This window comes from Hyphomicrobium facile (assembly GCF_900116175.1).
Classification (GTDB): Bacteria; Pseudomonadota; Alphaproteobacteria; order Rhizobiales; family Hyphomicrobiaceae; genus Hyphomicrobium_B; species Hyphomicrobium_B facile.
The window spans coordinates 539,678-561,228 of record NZ_FPCH01000002.1; the positions used below are offsets into that span (position 1 = coordinate 539,678).

General features: G+C 60.8%; 15 protein-coding genes. 11 read left to right on the forward strand and 4 right to left on the reverse strand.

What is annotated here, in order from left to right; all coding sequences use genetic code 11:
- Positions 1-26: 26 nt before the first annotated feature.
- A complete protein-coding gene (locus BM399_RS09520) occupies positions 27-602 on the reverse strand; it encodes a DUF2155 domain-containing protein (RefSeq protein ID WP_425284070.1) in 576 nt (191 codons plus the stop codon).
- 92 nt (positions 603-694) lie between these two features.
- The gene (locus tag BM399_RS09525; protein WP_092867420.1) at positions 695-1,093 is read right to left on the reverse strand and encodes an NADH:ubiquinone oxidoreductase subunit NDUFA12; all 399 of its coding nucleotides are present in this window, start codon (positions 1,091-1,093) and stop codon (positions 695-697) included.
- Positions 1,094-1,780: 687 nt separating this feature from the next.
- Here BM399_RS09525 and BM399_RS09530 point away from each other — a divergent pair.
- Together BM399_RS09530 and arr are read left to right on the forward strand one after the other, a co-directional pair.
- Positions 1,781-5,542 (forward strand): vitamin B12-dependent ribonucleotide reductase, encoded by a 3,762-nt coding sequence (locus BM399_RS09530; RefSeq protein WP_092867422.1) that lies wholly within the window; start codon positions 1,781-1,783, stop codon positions 5,540-5,542.
- Positions 5,543-5,677: 135 nt separating this feature from the next.
- Complete coding sequence (arr, locus tag BM399_RS09535) at positions 5,678-6,106, forward strand: NAD(+)--rifampin ADP-ribosyltransferase (protein WP_092867424.1); 429 nt, start codon at positions 5,678-5,680, stop codon at positions 6,104-6,106.
- Between the two features lie 234 nt (positions 6,107-6,340).
- On the opposite strand, the gene BM399_RS09540 is transcribed toward arr, so the two are convergent.
- Positions 6,341-6,616, reverse strand: coding sequence for a hypothetical protein (locus BM399_RS09540; RefSeq protein WP_143111391.1), 276 nt, complete (start codon positions 6,614-6,616; stop codon positions 6,341-6,343).
- A 234-nt stretch (positions 6,617-6,850) separates the two neighbouring features.
- On the opposite strand from BM399_RS09540, the gene BM399_RS09545 reads away from it, so the two are divergent.
- Complete coding sequence (locus tag BM399_RS09545) at positions 6,851-7,816, forward strand: hypothetical protein (RefSeq protein ID WP_143111392.1); 966 nt, start codon at positions 6,851-6,853, stop codon at positions 7,814-7,816.
- A 276-nt stretch (positions 7,817-8,092) separates the two neighbouring features.
- The gene (locus tag BM399_RS09550) at positions 8,093-8,707 is read left to right on the forward strand and encodes a hypothetical protein (protein ID WP_092867430.1); all 615 of its coding nucleotides are present in this window, start codon (positions 8,093-8,095) and stop codon (positions 8,705-8,707) included.
- 16 nt (positions 8,708-8,723) lie between these two features.
- Here the strand turns inward: BM399_RS09550 and BM399_RS09555 are convergent, their stop codons facing one another.
- Positions 8,724-9,479 carry a competence/damage-inducible protein A gene (locus tag BM399_RS09555; RefSeq protein WP_092867433.1) on the reverse strand — a complete coding sequence of 252 codons (756 nt, stop codon included), beginning with the start codon at positions 9,477-9,479 and terminating at the stop codon, positions 8,724-8,726.
- A 78-nt stretch (positions 9,480-9,557) separates the two neighbouring features.
- Here BM399_RS09555 and sfsA point away from each other — a divergent pair, with 78 nt between their 5' ends.
- From sfsA to BM399_RS09590, 7 genes are all read left to right on the forward strand, one after another.
- Positions 9,558-10,280: a DNA/RNA nuclease SfsA gene (sfsA, locus tag BM399_RS09560; RefSeq protein ID WP_092867435.1), complete on the forward strand. Its 723-nt coding sequence runs from the start codon at positions 9,558-9,560 to the stop codon at positions 10,278-10,280.
- Positions 10,281-10,387: 107 nt separating this feature from the next.
- Positions 10,388-10,885, forward strand: a complete 498-nt coding sequence (msrB, locus tag BM399_RS09565) for a peptide-methionine (R)-S-oxide reductase MsrB (protein ID WP_092867437.1) — start codon at positions 10,388-10,390, stop codon at positions 10,883-10,885.
- A gap of 512 nt (positions 10,886-11,397) precedes the next feature.
- Positions 11,398-12,759 carry an efflux RND transporter periplasmic adaptor subunit gene (locus tag BM399_RS09570; RefSeq protein WP_092867439.1) on the forward strand — a complete coding sequence of 454 codons (1,362 nt, stop codon included), beginning with the start codon at positions 11,398-11,400 and terminating at the stop codon, positions 12,757-12,759.
- Positions 12,756-15,905 carry an efflux RND transporter permease subunit gene (locus tag BM399_RS09575; protein WP_244531179.1) on the forward strand — a complete coding sequence of 1,050 codons (3,150 nt, stop codon included), beginning with the start codon at positions 12,756-12,758 and terminating at the stop codon, positions 15,903-15,905. The genes BM399_RS09570 and BM399_RS09575 overlap by 4 nt, the downstream gene beginning before the upstream one ends.
- A 3-nt stretch (positions 15,906-15,908) precedes the next feature.
- Positions 15,909-19,031: an efflux RND transporter permease subunit gene (locus tag BM399_RS09580; protein WP_092867441.1), complete on the forward strand. Its 3,123-nt coding sequence runs from the start codon at positions 15,909-15,911 to the stop codon at positions 19,029-19,031.
- Between the two features lie 268 nt (positions 19,032-19,299).
- Positions 19,300-20,076, forward strand: a complete 777-nt coding sequence (locus BM399_RS09585) for a GIY-YIG nuclease family protein (RefSeq protein WP_143111393.1) — start codon at positions 19,300-19,302, stop codon at positions 20,074-20,076.
- A 195-nt stretch (positions 20,077-20,271) separates the two neighbouring features.
- Positions 20,272-21,543 (forward strand): GNAT family N-acetyltransferase, encoded by a 1,272-nt coding sequence (locus BM399_RS09590; RefSeq protein WP_143111394.1) that lies wholly within the window; start codon positions 20,272-20,274, stop codon positions 21,541-21,543.
- Positions 21,544-21,551 lie beyond the last annotated feature (8 nt).

Below are 21,551 nucleotides of genomic sequence, written 5' to 3' on the forward strand. Positions count from 1 at the left end.
CGTCCGAGGGTGACGGTGACGGCAAACTAGCGGCGGACGCGACGGCGGTAGTCCTGGTCGACAGGCGCTTCGCCGTTGTCCTGATAGCCACCATCCGGCGGTTGCTGGCCTTCGGCAGTGGCGGGCGCGTCGGCCGGAGCGGCCTCGGGCGGGACGGGCTTCTGCTCAACGATCGTGCGGGCCGGCTTGTTGCACTCGGTCAACCAGACGTCATAGGTCGGATGCTCGAGGCCATAGATGCCGGGGCTCTCGGCAAACATCCAGCCAGTGAAAATTCGCTTTTCCGAGCCATCGAGCTGCGTTTCGTCGATCTCGACGAACGTCGTCGTCTTCGGCTCTTCCGTCGGCGGGCGCGAGTAGCAGGCGCGCGGCGTGATCTTCAACGCACCGAACGTCGCCGTTTCGCCCAGCGCCACCTCGAATTTCGATATGTGCGCCGTCACCTTGTCGAGCGCGGAAAAGACGGCAACCTGATTTTCGATGCGATCGGCCTTGGCGGGCGCCGTCGCTACGGTCATTGCGCCGGCGAGCAAAAGCGTCAGCGACGTCAGGGCCGCTCCGCGACGGTTAAGCCGTACGCTCAGCGCAAAATTCAAAAGCAACGGCTTTCTCAATTCAGAATCCAGTGAGGGGGGCGCTGCCCGGCGGAGGCCCTCGATTGAGCCTCAAAGCGGGCGAATTTTCGATCAGGCGGTCAGTGCGGCTTCCACGCCTTGTAGTCGCTGGTCGACTTAGCGCGCTCGCCTTTACCCAAGATCGAGCCTTTCGGGCGATACGCGAGCGGCGTTCCCGTCAGATTCGCTTGGTGCGGCTTCTGCCACGGGCGGCGATGATAGCGTTCGTCGGTCGGGATCGTATCGACGGTGTAATGAAGCCAGCCGTGCCAATCGGGCGGCACCTGGCTCGCCTCGGAAAGCTTCGGGTATATGACCCAGCGCGCGGGCACGCCGAGCGGTCCGACGCCCGACTTTTGGACGAAGTAGCGATTTCCAAATTCGTCCTGGCCGACCTGCTTGCCCTTACGCAGCGTGAAAAGTCTGGTTCCCCAGGTATTTCCGCCCCACCAGCTGAAGATTTCGCTGAGTAAGCCCATGTCTTGAAGGTCCTTTTCCCGCCGCGCCTCAGTTTCGACTTAGCTGCACCGTGGGGCTTATGTCCAGACTGTAGGAAGGAGATGCAGCCGCGCAACAGCCAGTGTGCGGAATCGCACTAAGCTCCGGGTCGTCAGGGTGAGCAAAATCGAGAAATCCCACCTCATCCACATGGTCAACGGCTTAGAACCACGTTGAAACATACGGAAATCGGCGCGAAACGCGTCATCCGCTCAAAATTACTAACAGCACAAGATATAGTATGTGTTGCGGCTGCTACCCCAATATATATCCCAGAAAGCGTGACGAGCGGATCGAATCGTCCTACCTTTGATGAGTGTTCGGCGAGCGTGCGACAGTCCCAGGGGAAGCTGTGGACCAAGCCATCGTCGAGTTGAGACTAAGCATTTCGGAGCGTTATTTCCTGTCGCGTCCAGCGTAGCGCACGAGCACCTCGTCGCCACCAACCAATCATGTGGTCGGCAGAACGCCGGCGGATTGCGGCCATTGGCCGTCGTCGCTGGCGCGGAGAAGTGCGCGCTCTAAACGCGGCAAGTTGTGTGCGTCTCAGTCATGCGTCGTCGTCATCACGCCTGAGCGCCGGAAAGCAGGGTCCAGCGCTAGGCAATCATTCCATACGGCAGGCGGACGAGCGTCCGTTTGCCGCGAAATCTCGGGGGCACTTACATATGAAGATTACGCGGCGTTTCACTGAAGCCGGACTCTCGCCTTATGCCTCGATCCCGTTCCGCCGTGCGACGTCCGAAATCAAGAACCCCGACGGCTCGGTCGTTTTCAAACTCGACGGCTTCGACGTTCCAGAGCAGTTCAGCCAGGTTGCAGCAGACATCCTCGCGCAGAAGTACTTCCGCAAAGCCGGCGTTGCGCGCCGCCTAAGGCGTTGCGAAGAAACGCAGGTTCCCTCGTGGCTCTGGCGCTCGGCTCCCGATGAAGCAGCACTTGCGGAGCTTCCGGAAAACGAGCGCTTCGGCGGCGAGACGGACGCGCGGCAGGTGTTCGACCGCCTCGCCGGCACGTGGACCTATTGGGGCTGGAAGGGCGGCTACTTCACGTCCGAAGCCGACGCTCAGGCCTTCTTCGACGAGCTTCGCTATATGCTCGCGATGCAGATGGCGGCGCCGAACTCGCCGCAGTGGTTCAACACCGGCCTGCACTGGGCCTATGGCATCGACGGCCCGGGCCAGGGCCACATGTACGTCGATTATCAGACGGGAGAGCTCGTCAACTCGACATCCGCCTACGAGCACCCGCAGCCACATGCCTGCTTCATCCAGTCGGTTGCCGACGACCTCGTCAACGAGGGCGGCATCATGGACCTCTGGGTTCGCGAAGCACGTCTCTTCAAATACGGTTCCGGCACGGGTTCCAACTTCTCGTCGCTGCGCGGCGCCAATGAAAAGCTTTCGGGCGGCGGACGTTCGTCGGGGCTGATGAGCTTCCTGAAGATCGGCGACCGGGCGGCTGGCGCCATCAAGTCTGGCGGCACGACGCGCCGCGCGGCCAAGATGGTCGTCGTCGACGTCGATCATCCCGATATCGAGGAATACATCACCTGGAAGGTGCGCGAGGAGCAGAAGGTCGCCGCCCTCGTTACGGGTTCCAAGATCTGCCAGAAGCGGCTCAAGGCCGTGATGAAGGCCTGCGTCAACTGCGAAGCCGAGGGCGATGCCTGCTTCGAGCCGACGAAGAATCCGAAGCTCAAGATCGCCATCCGCGAAGCCAAGCGCGACGGCGTTCCCCAGAACTACATCCTGCGCGTCGTCCAGTTCGCGAAGCAGGGCTACAAGGAAATCGCGTTCGACACCTACGACACCGATTGGGATAGCGAAGCCTACCTGACGGTCGCCGGCCAGAACTCGAACAACTCGGTGCGCGTCACCGACGAATTCCTCAATGCCGTTGCCGACGACAAGGACTGGCAGCTGCGCGCCCGCCTCGGGAACAGAGTGACAAAGACGATACGCGCCCAAGACCTTTGGGAGCAGATCGGGTTTGCGGCGTGGGCTTCGGCCGATCCCGGCATCCAGTTCCACACCACGATCAACGACTGGCACACGTGCCCGCAGTCGGGGCCGATCCGCGCGTCGAACCCGTGCTCGGAATACATGTTCCTCGACGATACGGCGTGCAATCTCGCGTCGCTCAATCTCTTGCGCTTCCGCCGCGAAGATAAGTCGTTCGACATCGAATCCTACGAACACGGCTGCCGCATCTGGACGATCGTGCTCGAAATTTCGGTGCTGATGGCGCAGTTCCCGTCGCGCCAGATCGCCGAGCTCAGCTATCGTTACCGCACGCTCGGTCTCGGCTTCGCGAACATCGGCGGATTGCTGATGTCGGAGGGCATTCCTTACGACTCGGCTGAGGGCCGCGCGATCTGCGGCGCGATCTCCGCGATCATGACCGGCGTTGCCTACGCGACGAGCGCGGAAATGTCGGCCGAACTCGGACCGTTCCCAGGATACGGGCCGAATGCGCAGGACATGCTGCGCGTGATGCGCAACCACCGCCGGGCGGCTCACGGTGAAACCGAGTTCTACGAGAAGCTCGCGACCGCGCCCGTTCCGCTCGACCATGCCTCGTTGACGGACGCGCGCCTCGGTGAAGCTGCGAAGCGTGCGTGGGATAACGCGCTCGAACTCGGGCAGGAGCACGGGTATCGCAACGCGCAGGCAACCGTCGTCGCGCCGACCGGCACGATCGGCCTCGTCATGGACTGCGATACGACGGGCATCGAGCCCGACTTCGCACTCGTCAAGTTCAAGAAGCTTGCGGGCGGCGGCTACTTCAAGATCATCAACCAGTCGGTGCCGGAAGCGCTGCGCGCCGTCGGCTACCGGGAAAGCCAGATCGCAGAGATCGAGGTCTATGCGGTCGGTCATGGGTCGCTGAAGCAGGCGCCTGGCATCAACACCCAGACGCTCAAAGCCCGCGGGTTCACGGATGAAGCGCTTGCCAAGATCGAAAAGAGCCTCGCTACGGCGTTCGATATCAAGTTCGTTTTCAACCGCTGGACGCTCGGCGATGCCTTCCTGATCGAGACGCTCGGCGTACCGGCCGACAAGCTCAACGATCCGACGTTCGATCTCTTCGCGCATCTCGGCTTCTCGAAGAAGGATATCGACGCCGCGAACGAGCACGTCTGCGGAGCGATGACGCTCGAAGGTGCGCCGCATCTGAAGCCCGAGCATCTGCCGATCTTCGACTGCGCCAACCCATGCGGCAAGAAAGGCAAGCGTTACCTTTCGGTCGAGAGCCACATCCGGATGATGGCGGCGTCGCAGCCGTTCATCTCGGGCGCCATCTCGAAGACGATCAACATGCCGAACGACGCGACGGTGGAGGATTGCAAGCAGTCCTACATGCTGTCGTGGAAGCTGGCGCTCAAGGCCAACGCGCTCTACCGCGACGGCTCGAAGCTCTCGCAGCCGTTGAACAGCCAGGTTCTGGGCGATGACGTCGATGATGCGGAAGAAGCCGCCGACGCGCTGATGGCGCAGCCGATGGCGGCGCGCACCGCGGCGATTACCGAAAAGATCGTCGAGAAGATCGTCGAACGCATCGTCTATGTGAAAGAGGAAGCAGCCGCGCAGGATCGCGCCAAACTTCCCGGACGGCGCAAGGGCTACACGCAGAAAGCCGCTGTCGGCGGCCACAAAGTGTACCTCCGCACCGGCGAATACGACGACGGGCGCCTCGGCGAGATCTTCATCGACATGCACAAGGAAGGCGCCGCCTTCCGGTCGTTGATGAACAACTTCGCCATCGCCATCTCGCTCGGCCTGCAATATGGCGTGCCGCTCGAAGAGTACGTGGAAGCCTTCACCTTCACGCGCTTCGAACCGGCCGGGCTCGTGCAGGGCAACGAGACGATCAAGAACGCGACGTCGATCCTCGACTACATCTTCCGCGAGCTCGCAGTTTCGTACCTCGGCCGTCACGATCTGGCCCACGTCGATCCGCGCGAGATCGTCGGCGAGACGGGTCTCGGCTCGAGCGACGACACGACGGATGAGCAATTGGCGCTGGATCTGCCGGAAGCCGTTCTGAAGAACGTGTCGAAGGGTCTTGTTCGTGGCAATCCGATCGTTCGGCTTGCCAGCAGCAACACGACGAGCGGACCGAAGGCCTCATCGCTCGGTGCCGCCGCCGTTCAGAGCAAGGGCAGCTACGACGTCAGTTCCCGGTATGTGGAGCAGACGTTGACGCATGGCGCCACCGCCCTCGCCTCAGACAGCGAAGAGGTGCACGCCGTTGCGTCTTCGTCGCCCGTGCTGACGAAGTCGGAGATCTTCAAACAGCGCGTCTCGGAAGCGAAATTGCGCGGTTACGAAGGTGTTTCGTGCAGCGAGTGCCACAACTTCACGATGGTGCGGAACGGCACGTGCTTGAAGTGCGACACGTGCGGATCAACGAGCGGATGTTCTTGATCGCGCGCTCGTGAGGGCGACCTTGAGGATTCTCATAGGCACCTTCTTGCGTCCTCCGCGATTTGAGGTGAGCCCCTGAACGACAAAGGCCGCAGCCATGCTGCGGCCTCAACCAAATCACCCGGGACAACATGGATGAGCGGCGAGCGGATAACGGCCTCCGGCAACGCGATACCGCACCGGTTCTACCACGGCACTCGTGCTGACCTGAAACCGGGAGACCTTATCCTGGCCGGGCGCCGCTCCAATTTCGGCACGCGAAAGCAGTCGTCGTGGGTCTATCTGACAGGCACCTTGGATGCGGCCATCTGGGGTGCCGAGCTTGCCGTTGGCGACGAACGGGAACGGATCTACGTCGTGGAGCCGACCGGTCCGATCATGGATGACCCCAATCTGACGGATAAGAAATTCCCAGGCAATCCCACTCAATCCTATCGCTCCCGAGAGCCCCTAAGGGTCACTGGTGAGGTCACAGGCTGGCAGGGTCACTCCCCCGAGCGGCTCAAGGAGATGAAAGATCGTCTCGAACAGCTGAAGGCGCAAGGCATCGAAGCGAACGACTGATCCCATATCGTCAGACGGTTTTGACTCATCGAAGATGACCGGGCGCCTCGCAAGTGGCGCCTTGTTTGTTTTTGGCTTGTCTGGATCCCGGCCTGCGCCGGGATGACGATGGTTCTAAATTTGCGCGAAGCAAACAAAAGCCGCCAAGGGCACTTTCCGAACGCGGAACGGAAAGTGCCCTTGGGCGGCGGCTGATAACGCTATCCCGCCCCCCGGCCGGAACGCGATCAGGAGTTAGTGTTTCACCTTCTTGACCTTGTGTGCACGAGCCTGATGCGCGGGCGCCTTGTGCGGTTTGGGCTTCGCATGCACTTCAGCGACCTTGTGCTTGTGCTTGTGTTTGTGCGCGCGGTGCGCGTGAGCGTGCTTCTTCTTCTCGTCCTTCACCGTATGCGCGGCGAGCGTCTTCACGCCCGGAGCATGGAGCTTCGGCGCTGACGTTGCGGCTTCGGCGGAGATGCTCGCGCCCAAAACGAAGGCCCCAAGCAAAGCCAATTTCGCGATCTTCATTTTCATTTTTCCCCGAGCTAGTCCCAGCCGTCTTGAGCTGTCCCACAAGGCTAGGGACCGGTTCCCCAAAAGCGAACGAAGAAAAAGTGAAATGCTCTGCAAGAAACTTTTCGTATGACGACGCCTATCAATCGGGATTTCCCAAGCCGCCAATAGCGGCAGCACGGGGCTAAATCGTTCGAGTACGAATAATTTTACCGCCGACAGTTGACGCGCCGCGGCGTTTTGAGGACGTTGTTCATCGTAGCGTTGCTGTTGGAGGTTCCTTTGCCGCCGGAAGTCCTCGCCCTCTCCTGGGCCCTGCTCTTCGTCGTCGCCAGCGGCCTGGTTTTCCGGTTTTACTTCTGGCTCGGCCGTCGCTCCCGAGACCGGCAATCGTCGAGCATCACGCCGAATAGAGCGGAAGATGCAGTTGCTCCGAAAGCGGCCGCGCCCGTTCCCGTTACTGCGCCGCCACCTGCGCCCCGGGCCGTTGATGTGCCGCGAACTGCGTCGCGCCCAGCGGTTGCCGCAAATGTGCCGAAGCCGGCACCTGCCCGGGCTTACGCTTCGCCGCGATCATCAATCGAACCTATCGCGCCGAACGTCGAGCGCTCCGTTGGCATTGCCGATAAGCCGGTCGCGGAAGCTCTGGAACCGCCAAAGCCTTCCATCCGCGCTGCGCTGAAGCCGAGCATCGGGGCGACCCTCGCTCCAACGCCACCGCCAACGGTGCTGCAAAAGCCGAGCACTGCGGCCACGCTACCGCCTGCGCAGGCTGAGCCGACTGCGCAGATTGCGGAGGTGATTGCGGAGCGCGTCGCAGAGCCGGCCGCTCCGGCCATTGCGACAGCATCCGATCCGGCGCCGGATCTTCCCGCACCTGCCGCTCCTTTCGTCGCGCGCACGACGTTGTTCAATTCAAAGCTTCTTCGAGCCTGGAAGCTCGGCGCGATCGCTCAGCGGCTCGACGTTCGCCTCAAGGAATCGCGGAACCGCAAAGTGGTTTCGGGTCCGAAGACGAGCCGGAAGCCGCCAGAGGCGGTTAGTACGAAGGAATTGAAGGTGCTTGCGCAACGAACCGCCCCGGACCGGGCACCGGTTCGGCGCATCCGTCGTAAGGCCGGAGCGGAAAACATTCTGGCTTCAGCACAGGCTCAAACGCGGATCGTTGGGGTGCCTCCGCGCGGCTATCGCGTCCTCGCGGCGAATGAGCTGTGAATTTCTGTGTGACTGTGGCTGATTGAGCGAGCCAAAACCGACCTTCTCGAACCGTCTCCCTGCACCATTTTCTCAATCGTGATTCTTCCGGATCAGCGGCAGACGCTCGGTTTTGTGCGGTTTTCCTCACGTTCGGCATAACCGGCTGAGCACGGTCCACACCTTATCCTCATCTCTCCCCATTGTTCGTCGGCGACTCGGTGTCCGGCTGGCTCAGGGCCCGCGAATCAGGGCAATTTCCGGCCAGATTAATCTTTGAGAAATGCGGAGTTAGAGATGGCACAGCAGGTGCGGGCACCCCTGTCGGTTTACATGCTCGCTGATCATCTCGATGCCGCGCTTGCAGCGGGCGAGGACTTGATGGCTCGCGGCGGCGACTGGCGCGCGCTTACCGAGACGCCTGCCGATCCGAGCGACTTCATCCTGCGTCAGCGCGCTGTTGCGGAAGAGGTCCGCAGCTTCGAACTGATGATCGTCGCCCGCATCCTGAAGGCACGCACCCACGCAAGCTCGCTCGCCGAATGCGACGACCGCTTCCGTGTAATTGCCAAGCTCTTCGTCTCGGGCACCGCTATCCTGCTTGATGCCGTCGAGGAAAGCGGCGACGCCAGAGCCACGGATTTCGACACAGCGGACGACATCGTCGCCTATGTTCGGAGCCGCGGCCTCATCGCGCCGGATGCCCCGGCTATTCGCGTGGCTTCGGATCTGACGATCGACGATAATTTCCTCATCGCGAAACGCATCGCTCTCGGGCCGCTTCTCGATATGGCGGCGGCTTTTCTCGATGCGCTCGACGTTCAGTACGAGCTTTTCGGCGGCGACGCGCCGGTCACGTCGAACGTGCGCACGGCCGATGCCGAAGAGAGCGAGCGGGCGCGACTGAACTGACGCGATCGGCGGCGCCTCACACGCCCAGCGCCGCTTTGAGCGTGTCGACCGCCTCCCGCAGGCGGTCTTGATCGGAACAGCGCAGCACCAAATCGGACGCCGGGCGGCCATCGCGCAGCAACGGGTAGCTTCCCATCTGCACGTCCCGGTAGCGGCTCTGATGCGCGGAGAATATCTCGGCGATTTCGCTCTCGGGACGATTGACCGGTATCGTGACGGACAAGAGCTTGGCGCCGGTCTCCAGCATCGGCGTCAGGCATTGGAGCATCTCTCGCATGATGCTCGGGACGCCGGCCATGACGAAGACATTCCCAAGGCGAAAGCCCGGCGCGGCCGACACAGGATTTTCGATCAAGTCCGCGCCTGACGGTATCCGCGCCATGCGAAGTCGCGCCGGCGTCAATTCGAGGCCCTTCGCGGCGTAATAATCGCTCAGAATTTTCTCGGCGCGCTCATCGAGGACGATCGGCACTCCGAAGGCCTTCGCAATACTGTCGGCCGTGATGTCGTCGTGGGTCGGACCTATGCCGCCGGTTGTGAAGAGATAGTCGTAGCGGCGGCGCAGGGCATCGACGGCGGCGACTATATCGGCCTCATCGTCCGGCACGACGCGGACTTCGCGGAGCCTGATGCCGACATTCGTCAGATGCTCGGCGAGGGCTCCGATATTCTGATCTTTGGTTCGCCCGGAAAGGATTTCATCGCCAATGACGAGCAAAGCCGCCGTCACGATCCGTTCTTCTGCCAAGGTGCTGCTCGCCGATATGTGCATTGCTTCCTCGTCTTAGCATTCCCGGCCCCCGCACGAAAACACTTGCCCGCCGGTCCCGCCGGCCGATATGGGCTAGCGATGAAATTCGCACATCCCCTCGTCCCCGGCATTCTCATTCAACGCTACAAGCGGTTCCTCGCCGACGTTACGACATCGGGCGGCGTCACGGTGACGGCCAGCTGCCCGAATACGGGCTCGATGCTCGGGCTCGCGACGCCCGGGTCCCGCGTTTGGCTCTCCGAAAGCGACAGCCCGACGCGCAAATATCGCCATACGTGGGAAATGATCGAAGCCGATCTCGGCCAAGGGTCTCATATCGTCGGCATCAATTCCGGGCGTCCGAACGGGCTCGTGACCGAAGCCATTCAGGCGGGACTAATCGCGGAGCTTTCAGGCTATTCGACACTGCGGCGCGAGGTGAAGTACGGGCTCAACAGCCGGATCGACATTCTGCTTTCGGGCGGCCCCGATAAGCGCGATTGCTATGTCGAAGTGAAAAACGTGCACCTTATGCGGACTGCAGGGCTCGCAGAATTTCCGGACAGCAAAACCGAGCGCGGCGCCAAGCATCTGCGCGAGCTTTCGAGCATGGTCGAGCAGGGACATCGCGCGGTGATGGTGTTTCTTGTGCAGCGCAGCGACGCCCAGAAATTCACGGTCGCCGCGGATATCGACGCCGCATATGCCGCGGCATTTCAGACCGCGGCGGCTTCCGGCGTCGAAATGCTCTGCTATACGTGCCGCCTCAGCCCCATGGAAATCGAGGTTGAGAGGCGGATCGAGATTGCCGATCTTCCATAAGAAAAAGCCGAACAACGGCCGAAACGAAAAAGAGAGAGCCAACGTACTCTCCACAAGACGACGGCGTTAGGGCGCCGAAAAGGAAACGGAACCCAAGGTGACGAGCCATGTATTCACGGCGCGATTTTTCACGATTGGGCATCGCTCTGGGCGGAGCCTTCGCGATGCTGAAGTCGGCTTCGGGGTATGCTGAAGCGGCACCTGAGACGTTCGAGATTACCAAGTCCGATGACGAGTGGAAGAAAGAGCTGACGCCGGAGCAGTTCGACGTCCTGCGCAAGCATGGCACCGAGCGCGCCGGGACATCTCCCCTCGACCAAAACGATGCCGCCGGCATTTATGACTGTGCGGGTTGCGATTTGGCGCTTTTTTCTTCGGCAACCAAGTTCCACAGCGGCACAGGCTGGCCGAGCTTTTGGAAGCCTCTCGATAACGCCGTCGCCACAACCACCGACAACAGCTTTTTCATGACCCGTACGGAGGTTCACTGCCGGAGATGCGGCGGACACCTCGGGCACGTCTTCGAGGACGGACCGAAGCCCACGGGCTTGCGCTACTGCATGAACGGCGTGGCGCTCAAGTTCATCCCGAAAGCAATCGGTTAATCATCGCCCAAACACTGGCGAGCAACACTCTTCATGGGCCGTCGCGCAATTTCGCGGCGGCTTTTTGCGTTCCTGGGTCGGGGGATCGGTGGCTGCCTCCGCCCCCGGCCTCCACCAGGATGACTGGGCGGGTGTTCGCAGACTCGTTATCTCTTAACTGAGTGCTACCGACGCAGCGCTGTCCTGACCGTTTGAAATAAGACGCTAATTTTACAATATGGGGCGTTCGCGCCTTGCGCACAGCGCGCGACGAGCCCGTCCGAGCATATCCGAGCATAAAAGGGCCTCGGATGTAGGCCTTTTTCGAAAGATTAGCCTGGTAGTCTGGAGCGCGGCGGCCACGCCATGCGTTGCATGTCGCAGGCGAAGCTCGGCCGGTATAGATGTGGGACTTACGGGGGCAACGGATTTCTCCGAACCGTGCGTTTCATGTCCGGGTGACAGGACGAACAGAGCCGATGCGTGCCGTGTTGTGACGGCATCCGGCAGAGTTGAAGCGGAAAAGAGCGACGATGACGCTACTTCGGTGGGTTTCTATGGTTGTCCTTGTCGGCGCTCTCGCCGGTGGCGTTTATTACACGATGCAAGGCCGAACGCCTGATGGCGCCGCCGCCAGCCGGCGCGGCGGCATGGGAGCCGGCGGCCCCGTCGCCGTGGTCGCCAAGAAAGCCGATACGGCGGACGTGCCGATTTATCTGGAGGGCGTCGGCTCGGTCAAAGCACTCAACACGGCGACCGTCCGCGCGCAGGTCGACGGAAAGCTCTTGAGTGTCAACTTCACCGAGGGCGAAGACGTCAAGAAGGGCGATGTGCTGGCGAAGATCGATCCCGTGACCTACCAGGCGCAGCTCGATCAAGCCATCGCGAAGAAGGCTCTGGACGAAGCACTTCTCGCCAACACCAAGCGCGATCTCGAACGGTTCCAGAAGGTCGGCACGCTTGCGATTTCACAGCAGCAGATCGATACGCAGGTCGCGCTCGTCAAGCAGCAGGAAGCACAGGTCAAATCCGATGCGGCGGCGATCGAGAATGCGACTGCGATCCTCGGATATACGACGATCGTCGCGCCGTTCGACGGCCGCACCGGCATCCGCCTCGTCGACGAAGGCAACCTCGTCCATGCGGGAGACGCGGGCGGCATCGCCGTCATTACGCAAGTGCAGCCCATCTCGGTCGTGTTCACGCTGCCGCAACAGCAGTTGCCGACGTTGACCAAAGCGAGTTCGGAAGGGACACTTCCGGCGCATGCGCTGTCGACCGACAGCCAGACCGAGCTCGATACCGGCGCGCTCAAGGTCATCGACAATCAGGTCGATCAGCAGACCGGCACGATCCGTCTCAAGGCTGAGTTCCCGAACGACAAGCGCCAGCTTTGGCCGGGACAGTTCGTCAACGTCCGGCTTCTCGTCGATACGCTGAAAGGTGTCATCGTCGCGCCGGCGGAAGCCGTGCAGCGGGGCCCGGACGGCACATACGTTTACGTCGTCGGCGCCAACAACACAGCCGAGATGCGTCAGGTGAAAATTTCGCGGCAAGACGACAAGTTCGCCGTCATCGCCGAAGGTTTGACGGCTGGAGAGAAAATCGTCACGAGCGGTTTCGGCCGGCTCAAGGATGGTGCGACCGTTTCCGTTACCGACGGCTCGGCGGCTCCGGCGGACAAGCCCGCGATACAGAACAAACCGTCGGACGGCAAGAAAGCCACGCAGGCGGACAAAACCGCGAGCAGCAGCGTGCAAGCGGCACAAGCCTCGGCTCAGGCTGCCTCTCCGGCCTCACCGGAAGCGGCTCTCGTGACGGGCTCGACCAGCGAGGGCGGCAAGCGCTCGGGCAAGCACAATCAGTCTCACCGGGATAGCGGCGCATCGCCATGAGCGTTTCCCGGCCCTTTATCGAGAGGCCGATCGCGACGTTCCTACTCGCGGTCGCGACGATTCTCGGCGGTATGCTCGGCTACTTCGCCTTGCCGATATCGTCCCTGCCGCAGGTCGATTTTCCGACCGTCGAGGTCACGACCGAACTTCCCGGCGCGAGCCCGGAGACGATGTCGACACTCGTCACGGCATCGCTCGAACGCCAGTTCGGGCAAATTCAATCGCTCGCGTCGATGTCGTCGACCAGTTCGTTCGGCCTCAGCCGCATCACGCTGCAATTCAATCTCGACCGCGATATCGACGCGGCGGCCCAGGACGTGCAAGCCGCCATCAACGCGGCCGGATCGACGCTGCCGCGCAACCTCCCCTACCCTCCGACCTACTCGAAAGTGAACCCAGCCGACACGCCGATCGTTACGCTCGCGCTGACGTCCGACACCCAGTCGCTGCGATCGCTTTCCGATCTTGCGGATACGCTGCTCGCGCAGCGCCTCGCCTCGGTGTCGGGCGTCGGGCACGTTGCGATCGAGGGCGGCATCAAGCCCGCTGTCCGCGTCGAAGCCGACGTATCGCGTCTTGCGAGCTACGGCCTCAGCATGGCCGATCTCAGCACCGCCATTGCCAGCGCCAACGTCGCCGGGCCCAAGGGCTCGCTCGATGGCGCAAAGCAGTCCTACACGATCGCCGCCAACGACCAGATCGATCAGGCAAAGGCCTACGAAGACGTCATCATTGCGTATCGCAACAGCGCGCCGGTTCGCATCAAGGATGTCGCTCGCGTCGCCGATGGTCTCGAAAATACGCGTGTCGGCGGCTGGTACAATGGCAAGCCCGCAGTCATAGTCGACGTTCAGCGCCAGCCCGGCGCCAACGTCCTCGACACCGTTTCGCGCATCAAGCAGGAATTGCCGCGCGTCGAACGCAGCATGCCGGCCGGCGTGAATCTCGCAATCGTCAGCGATCGCACGGGCACGATCAAAGCGTCCGTCAATGACGTACAGTTCACGCTGGTTCTGAGCGTCGGCCTCGTCATCATGGTCGTGCTTTTGTTCCTGCGCTCCTTCCGCGCAACGATCATCGCGGGCGTGGCGTTGCCGGTGTCGTTGATCGCCACGTTCGGCGTCATGTACTTCTGCGGCTTCAGCCTCGACAATCTCTCCTTGATGGCCTTGACGATCGGCACCGGCTTCGTCGTCGACGATGCGATCGTGATGATCGAGAACGTCGTGCGCCACATCGAAAAGGGCGAAAAGCCGATGAAGGCCGCCCTCGACGGCGCGCGGGAGATCGGCTTCACCGTCATCTCGCTGACGCTGTCGTTGATCGCGGTTTTCATACCATTGCTTTTCATGACCGGCCTCGTCGGACGCATGTTCCGCGAGTTCGCCATGACGCTGACGATCGCCGTCGTCGTCTCGGCCGTCGTGTCGCTGACGCTGACGCCGATGATGTGCTCGAAGCTCCTGCGCAGCGGCGGCCATGACGAAAAGGAAGGCGTGATTGGCCGGTTCTTCGAGCGGGTCATCAACGGCTACGGACGCTCTCTGGAATTCGTGTTTCGCCACCAAACGGCGACACTTCTTGTGGCGCTGCTGACGGTCGTCATCACGATCTGGCTCTATGTCATCATGCCGAAAGGCTTCTTGCCTGACCAGGACACCGGCGCGATCACGGCCGTGGTCGAAGGTGGCCCGCAAATCTCATTTTCCGAGATGTCGCGCTTGCAGGAGGATGTTGCCGCCATCGCCGCGGCCGATCCGGATGTTACGGGCGTCGCGTCCATCGTCGGCATAGGACAGCTCAACGCCACGCAGAACGTCGGCAGCCTCAAGATCATGCTGAAGCCGCGCGATGAACGAAAATCGAATGTGGTGCAGGTGATCCAGCGCCTGAAGCACGCCGTCAGGCCAATTCCCGGAGCGATCGTCTACTTCCAGCCCGTGCAGGACGTGCAGATTTCGACGCAGGCGAGCCGCGCGCGCTACCAGTACACGCTCGCGAGCACCGACGCCGAAGAGGTCTCCGAATGGTCGAAGAAGATGGCGGCGGCACTTCATGAGTCGCCGTTCCTTCGCAATGTCGCTTCGGAGGAAGTCGACGGCGGGCTCATCGCTCGCATCGACGTCGATCGCGTTACCGCCGGCCGGCTCGGCGTCACGATGCAGGCCATCAACGATGCGCTGAGCAACGCATTCGGTCAGCGTCAGGTGTCGACGATTTATGAACAGGCCAATCAGTATCGCGTCGTTCTCGAAGCGGCTCCCGAATATCGCAGCGATCCGTCGCGATTGAACCGGCTCTATGTTCCGTCGAGCACGACGGGGACGCAGGTTCTGCTGACCTCAGTTGCAACGATCGCATACGATACGGCGCCGCTCGCGATCAGCCATCAGGATCAGTTCCCGGCCATCACGATCAGCTTCAATCTGGCGCCCAATGCGTCGCTGAGCGATGCGCTTGCCGCAATCGACACTGCAAAGAATGAGATCGATCTGCCGGCATCGGTGACGGGGACGTTCTATGGCGATGCGGCTGAATTCTCGAAGTCGCTCAACAACCAACCCTGGCTGATCCTTGCCGCCATCGTTACGATCTACATCGTCCTCGGCGTTCTCTACGAAAGTCTCATTCATCCGTTCACGATTCTGACGACGCTGCCGTCAGCCGGCATCGGCGCGGCTCTGGCGCTCGAACTCACCGGCAACGATCTCTCGTTCGTCGCGCTCATCGGCATCATTCTGTTGATGGGCATCGTGAAGAAAAACGCGATCATGATGATCGACTTCGCGCTCGACGCCGAACGCGAGCGCGGACTTTCCCCGCGAGATTCGATCAAAGAGGCGGCGCTGCTCCGCTTCCGGCCGATCATGATGACGACGCTTGCCGCGCTGTTCGGCGCGCTGCCACTCGCGCTTGAAAGCGGAACGGGTTCGGAGCTTAGAAATCCGCTCGGCATCACGATCGTCGGCGGTCTGCTCTTGAGCCAGCTTCTGACACTCTACACGACGCCGGTCATTTATCTCACGATGGAGCGGCTTCGCGCGCGCCTCGGCGGCGGCCGGTCTGTCGATAAGAGCGAAGAGATCGAGCCAACTGCTGCCGGGCTGACAGGCAAACCAAACAGCCTCCCGGCGGCTGCGGAGTAGGCGATGAACGTCTCGCGCATCTTCATCGAGAGGCCCATCGGAACGGCGCTGCTCGCCATCGGCCTGTTTCTCGCGGGCGCGGTTGCTTATGGGCTTCTGCCGGTCGCGAGCATGCCGGCGATCGAGTTTCCGACGGTGCGCATCATGGCGTCGCGTCCGGGCGCCGACCCGACCACGATGGCGTCGAGCGTCGCCTCGCCGCTCGAACGGCGTCTTGGCGAAATCGCGGGCGTCACGGAGATGACGTCGACGAACTCGCTCGGCTCGACTTCCATCGCGATGCAGTTCGACCTCAATCGCAACATCGACGGCGCGGGCCGCGACGTGCAGGCGGCCTTGAACGCAGCGACCGCTGATCTTCCGGGCGACCTGCCGCAAGTTCCGACATTCCGGAAAGCGAATCCTTCCGCCTCGCCCATTCTCATCCTCGCGTTGACGTCAAAGACGATGACGACCGGCGCCATCTACGATACCGCCGACACCGTCATCGGCCAGCGTATTTCGCAAGTCGAGGGCGTTGCAGACGTGACGGTGAGCGGCGCCGACCAACCGGCGACCCGCATCCAAGTCGATCCCACGCTCGTTGCCGCGATGGGTGTCAGCTTCGAAGACGTGAAGAATGCCGTCTCCAACGCCAACGATCTTTCGCCGATAGGCTCGGTGGACGGTGATCGGCAAACGATCATCCTGCAGTCCAACATGCAGATGACCGAGCCCGATGAATACAAAGACATCGTCGTCAAGAACATGCCGAACGGCGATATCGTCAAGGTCGGCGACGTCGCGAAAGTCATCAAGGCAACGCGAAACGCGCGCTCATCGGCGCGGTTCGGCCATGATCCCGCGGTGCTTCTGATCATCACGAAGACGCCCGAGGCGAATGTCATCGACACGGTCGACCGGGTGAAGGCGCTGCTTCCCCAGCTCAAGGAATGGATTCCTGCAGGGATAGAGATTTCGATCCTGACCGACCGGACGACGACGATCCGTGCCTCAGTTCACGACATGCAGTTCACGCTCGGGTTGACGATCCTGCTCGTCATGTCCGTCGTGTTCGTCTTTCTCAGACGCCCGACGCCCACGATTGCGGCCGGGATAACGGTGCCGCTGTCGCTCGCGGGTACGTGCGCTGCGATGTGGGCCGCTGGTTTTTCGATCAACAATCTTACGCTGATGGCGCTTGCCGTCGCCGTCGGCTTCGTCGTCGACGATGCGATCGTGATGATCGAGAACGTCTATCGCAACATGGAAAAGGGCATGAAGCCCTATGCGGCGGCGCTCGCGGGATCCTGGCAGATCGGCTTTACCGTCATTTCCATTTCGGTATCGCTGGTCGCGGCATTCATCCCGGTTCTGTTCATGACCGGGATCGTCGGCCGGTTGCTTCACGAGTTTGCACTGACGCTGACATTCGCCATCGCCATCTCGGCCGTCGTATCGCTCACGGTCACGCCGATGATCTGCGCTCACTTCATCAAGGCTGGAGCCGAGGAACACAGGAATCTCGCCGACCGCATTTTCGAAGGCGCGCTTGCTCTTGTCGTCAAGGGCTACGCGTTCACGCTCAGAATTGCCCTTCGCAATCAGCTCGTGATGCTCGCGGTGTTCGTGGCGACGATCGTGCTGACGATCCATTTCTATACCGTGCTGCCGAAGGGCTACCTGCCCGAGGACGACACCGGCCTGATTATCGCCGCGACGGAAGCCAACGCCGACGTGTCGTTCGCGGAGATGAGCCGGCTCCAGAGGCAAGCTCTCGACGTGATCCTCGCTGATCCCGCGGTCGACAATGTCGGCTCATCCATCGGCGCCGGCGGCCCCAATCCGACGCAGAACCAGGGCCGCATGTTCATCAGCCTGAAGCCGATCGAAGAGCGCCACAACGTTTCGACTGCGGTTGTGATCGATCGACTGCGCGCGCCTCTCGGCAAAATCGTCGGACTGGCGACAAGGCTCATGCCGTCTCGCGACATTCGGGCCGGAGCACGCTCGGGCAAGGCCGATTATCAATATACGCTGTGGGCGATCAACGCCGAAGATCTCTACGAGTGGGTGCCGAAAGTCATCGACGCGGTTCGTGCCGTTCCTGGACTTGCGGACGTGACGTCCGATCGCGAGGCGGGCGGGCTGCAGCTCAACGTCAACATCAATCGCGACGTCGCCTCACGACTGAACGTCGCCATCGTCGATATCGACAACGCGCTCTCGAACGCCTTCTCGCAAACGCAATTCTCGACGATTTACGGCGATCGCAACCAATACAAAGTCATCCTCGAAGTCGATCCGAAGCTCCAGGTTCATCCCAATGACCTGTCGCGGATCTATGTGCCGACGATCGACCGCACGCAGCAGATCCCGCTCTCGAGCGTCATTTCGACGAGCGAAGGCATCGCGCCGCTGGTCGTCAACCATCAGGGCCCATTCCCTGCCGTGACGATCAATTACAATCTGCGGCCTGGCGTCAGCATGGATACGAGTCTCCAAGGCATCGACGCCGCTCTCCAGGCTTTGCATATGCCGGAGACAATTCACGGTGAACCCGCGGGCGATGCCAAGGCGTTCATCGAGCAGGCACGCCAACAGACGCTGCTGATCCTGGCGGCACTCGTTGCGATCTATATCGTGCTCGGCGTGCTCTACGAAAGTCTCGCGCATCCGCTGACGATCATCTCGACGCTGCCTTCGGCGGGACTCGGCGCGTTGCTCGCGTTGCAGATGGCAAGCATGGACCTCTCCGTCATTGCGCTCATCGGCGTCATTTTGCTGATCGGCATCGTGAAGAAGAACGGCATCATGCTCGTCGATTTCGCGCTGAATGCGGAACGTGAGCGCGGGCTCTCGCCGCACGCTGCGATCTACGATGCCTGTCTGCAGAGGTTCCGTCCTATCTTGATGACGACGCTGGCCGCGCTACTCGGCGCTATTCCGCTCGCCGTTGCGGTGGGCCCAGGGTCGGAATTGCGCCGGCCGCTCGGTATCACGATTATTGGCGGGCTCGTCGTCTCTCAGGTCCTGACGCTTTACACGACGCCGGTGATCTACCTGCTGCTCGAGAAGCTGAAGGCAAGATTTGCGCGCGACGGCGAGAAGAGTTCGCCGGCGGGCTCCACAGCCGAAAGCGCCTAATCGGCTGCTGCTACAGATCTCCAGCACTTCTTTCCGGCTATCCCAGATGGCGGATGCACGCCGGCACATTAGCCAAATCCTGTAATTCGGCCGCACACAGATGGAATCGCTCTCGACACTGTCGCGATTGGTAAGATAGCGTTCTTTGCGTTTCCTTGCCGTTCAGGACTGGCGGATTTCTCGTCAGCCATGGCGGCATCAGGAAGCGGGGCTCACTTTGAGCGTTGACGCCCTTCCTCGAGCGTCGCCCCAGTTGAGATCGAGCGGGATGAACGATCACCCCGTAGAGATGTGCGCATTCGGAACGGCGGCGCCGCCGGTGGAAACACAAAAGCGGCGAGAGGCTTCCTGTTGGCGATTGCTCAACATCCTCAGCTCTTTTTTATTACCGGACTGGCGCGAAGAGACTTTCGCGTCCGCCAACGACGTCGAAAAATTGTTTGGCTGCGTCGCGCGCCGGGATTCGTTCGACTGGTTTACCATCGCCCGTCAGCTCGGGCATCCGTCGGCTCGGCTCGCGGCGACCATTGCAGCGGAAATCCGCGCCCTCAGTGCCGCAATCAAAGACAGGGATCGGGACGCTTTTGCTGATGCGCGGACGGTTCTTCTCGAACTCCCCACTCGCCGCTGTATCTATGCCTTTCTGAAGCGGAAAAAAATTGCGGACGAGCCGAAAGCCGGTTGGATTTTCATGCTGGCCAATGCCGATCTGATCTCGGCCGGGATAACGACCCACACCGTCGAGCATCGGCTCGAGGAAATCAATCGGGCAACAGACGTAGAGAATACGTTCGGGATTTACCGTTGCTGGCGCGTTTCGGATCCGGTCCGCGCCGAAAACATCGTGATCGAAGCTCTCTCCAAAAGTGGATGCTTCCGGGCGCCAACTTCCGTCGCCGGAATGAAGTTGGACGCCGCCATTGACGAAAGTGGGCTCGAGATCAGGACGCTGAATGCCTTCGGCTCTTTGGAAGAGCGTCACCTCTGGGCAATTTTCCCTCGTCATTTCGTTGGCGGATACCGCAAAGCGTCGAGCCGCCACTAGCTCCGCATTTCGGTTACATGGGCACGCCCTAAAGAGAGTTGGTAATGCCACTTTGTTGCAGCTTAACGCAGAGGAACGTATACTGCCTTTCTTGCCACATCAGCCACGGCATTCGCCGTGATTCACCTATAATTTCTAAATCTCGATTTAGAAATGGAATTACAACGATTTTCCGTTGGCTGAGAAAAGATTGCAGTGTTCAATTCCGACACCCCAAGTGCGATGTCTACGACCGGAATGATGATGAAATCAAAAGCAGGCATCGCAAATTCCGCACATTTTTGCGCCGAAGGCGATCCGCTGCTCAGCGTCGAGACGATAATTGACGACTCCGGCCTGCACGATTCGATTGCGCAGTGGGATTCGCTGCACGAGCGCATCTCGCCTCGCCTGCCGTTTACGACGCATTTATGGGTTTCCACCTGGTGGCGACATTACAAACGCAACAACGTAAAGGCGAAAGATTTCCCTCGCCTTTTTCTATTGCGTAACGACAGCGGCGAGCTTGTCGCGGTTGCACCGATGGTTGTGACGCAACGGCCCGGCTATGGGCCGCTGAGCTCGAAGGAGCTTCAGTTTTTTGGAGCGGACGCAAACGTTACGGAATTCCGCGGTCCCCTCTGTCTCCCCGAGCACACCCCAGCGGTCGTTCGCTCGATTTCTGATTTTCTGGACAACGCGAACGGAGCCGACTGGGTGCAGTGGCGCGGGCTGCGATTGCAACAGGCGTCGACGATGTTGCCCGCGAGAATCCGTCAAAAACCTTACCTAGACACGACGGTTCATATTCTCCATCTGACATCGACCTGGGAGCAGTTCAGAGCGAACCTATCCAGGAACATGAAGCAGGCCATTAGAAAGTGTTACAATTCCTTGGCCAGCGAAAAAATCACGCCTCAGCTCCGCATCATAAAGAAGCCTGAGGATGTACCATCAGCACTTGATCGACTTTTTGCTCTTCATGCAGCGCGTGCCAATGCGGCCGCTTCGATCAAACATGCCAATGTCTTTGCTTCGCCTGTCAGCCGTTCCTTCATGCTTCAGTACTGCACGGAACTCGCTCGGCGCGGGGCGCTGCGAATTTTTCAACTCGTGATAAACGACGAGGTCGTGGCAACCAGAATCGGCTTCAAATTCGGGGACGAATTATATCTCTATTACTCCGGTTACGATCCCCGCTGGGGCCGCTACAGCGTAATGACGACGGTCGTCGTGGAAGCCGTTAAATGGGCGATCGACAACAAGTTGCGGATCGTGAACCTATCGACCGGAACCGATATTTCGAAAGCTCGCTGGGATCCGCACGTCATCTCCTATACGGGAGGCTTTTCAGTCCGCAAAGGCTACAGGAGCCGAACCCTGTTCGATATGGTTTCCCGCTATCGGGAGCGATCGCTCCGAGCAATCATTACTGCGACTCTCGTAGCTCCCCAGCTTCAGGATAAACTGGGGTTACTTGTCATATAATCGCTGAA

Coding starts and splice junctions, on each gene's coding strand:
- BM399_RS09575 (WP_244531179.1), top strand. CDS start 12,756: ATGAGCGTTTCCCGGCCCTTTATCGAGAGGCCGATCGCGACGTTCCTA.
- BM399_RS09555 (WP_092867433.1), bottom strand. CDS start 9,479: ATGCACATATCGGCGAGCAGCACCTTGGCAGAAGAACGGATCGTGACG.
- BM399_RS09525 (WP_092867420.1), bottom strand. CDS start 1,093: ATGGGCTTACTCAGCGAAATCTTCAGCTGGTGGGGCGGAAATACCTGG.
- BM399_RS09585 (WP_143111393.1), top strand. CDS start 19,300: ATGAACGATCACCCCGTAGAGATGTGCGCATTCGGAACGGCGGCGCCG.
- BM399_RS09580 (WP_092867441.1), top strand. CDS start 15,909: ATGAACGTCTCGCGCATCTTCATCGAGAGGCCCATCGGAACGGCGCTG.
- msrB (WP_092867437.1), top strand. CDS start 10,388: ATGTATTCACGGCGCGATTTTTCACGATTGGGCATCGCTCTGGGCGGA.
- sfsA (WP_092867435.1), top strand. CDS start 9,558: ATGAAATTCGCACATCCCCTCGTCCCCGGCATTCTCATTCAACGCTAC.
- BM399_RS09540 (WP_143111391.1), bottom strand. CDS start 6,616: ATGAAGATCGCGAAATTGGCTTTGCTTGGGGCCTTCGTTTTGGGCGCG.
- arr (WP_092867424.1), top strand. CDS start 5,678: ATGAGCGGCGAGCGGATAACGGCCTCCGGCAACGCGATACCGCACCGG.
- BM399_RS09570 (WP_092867439.1), top strand. CDS start 11,398: ATGACGCTACTTCGGTGGGTTTCTATGGTTGTCCTTGTCGGCGCTCTC.
- BM399_RS09530 (WP_092867422.1), top strand. CDS start 1,781: ATGAAGATTACGCGGCGTTTCACTGAAGCCGGACTCTCGCCTTATGCC.
- BM399_RS09550 (WP_092867430.1), top strand. CDS start 8,093: ATGGCACAGCAGGTGCGGGCACCCCTGTCGGTTTACATGCTCGCTGAT.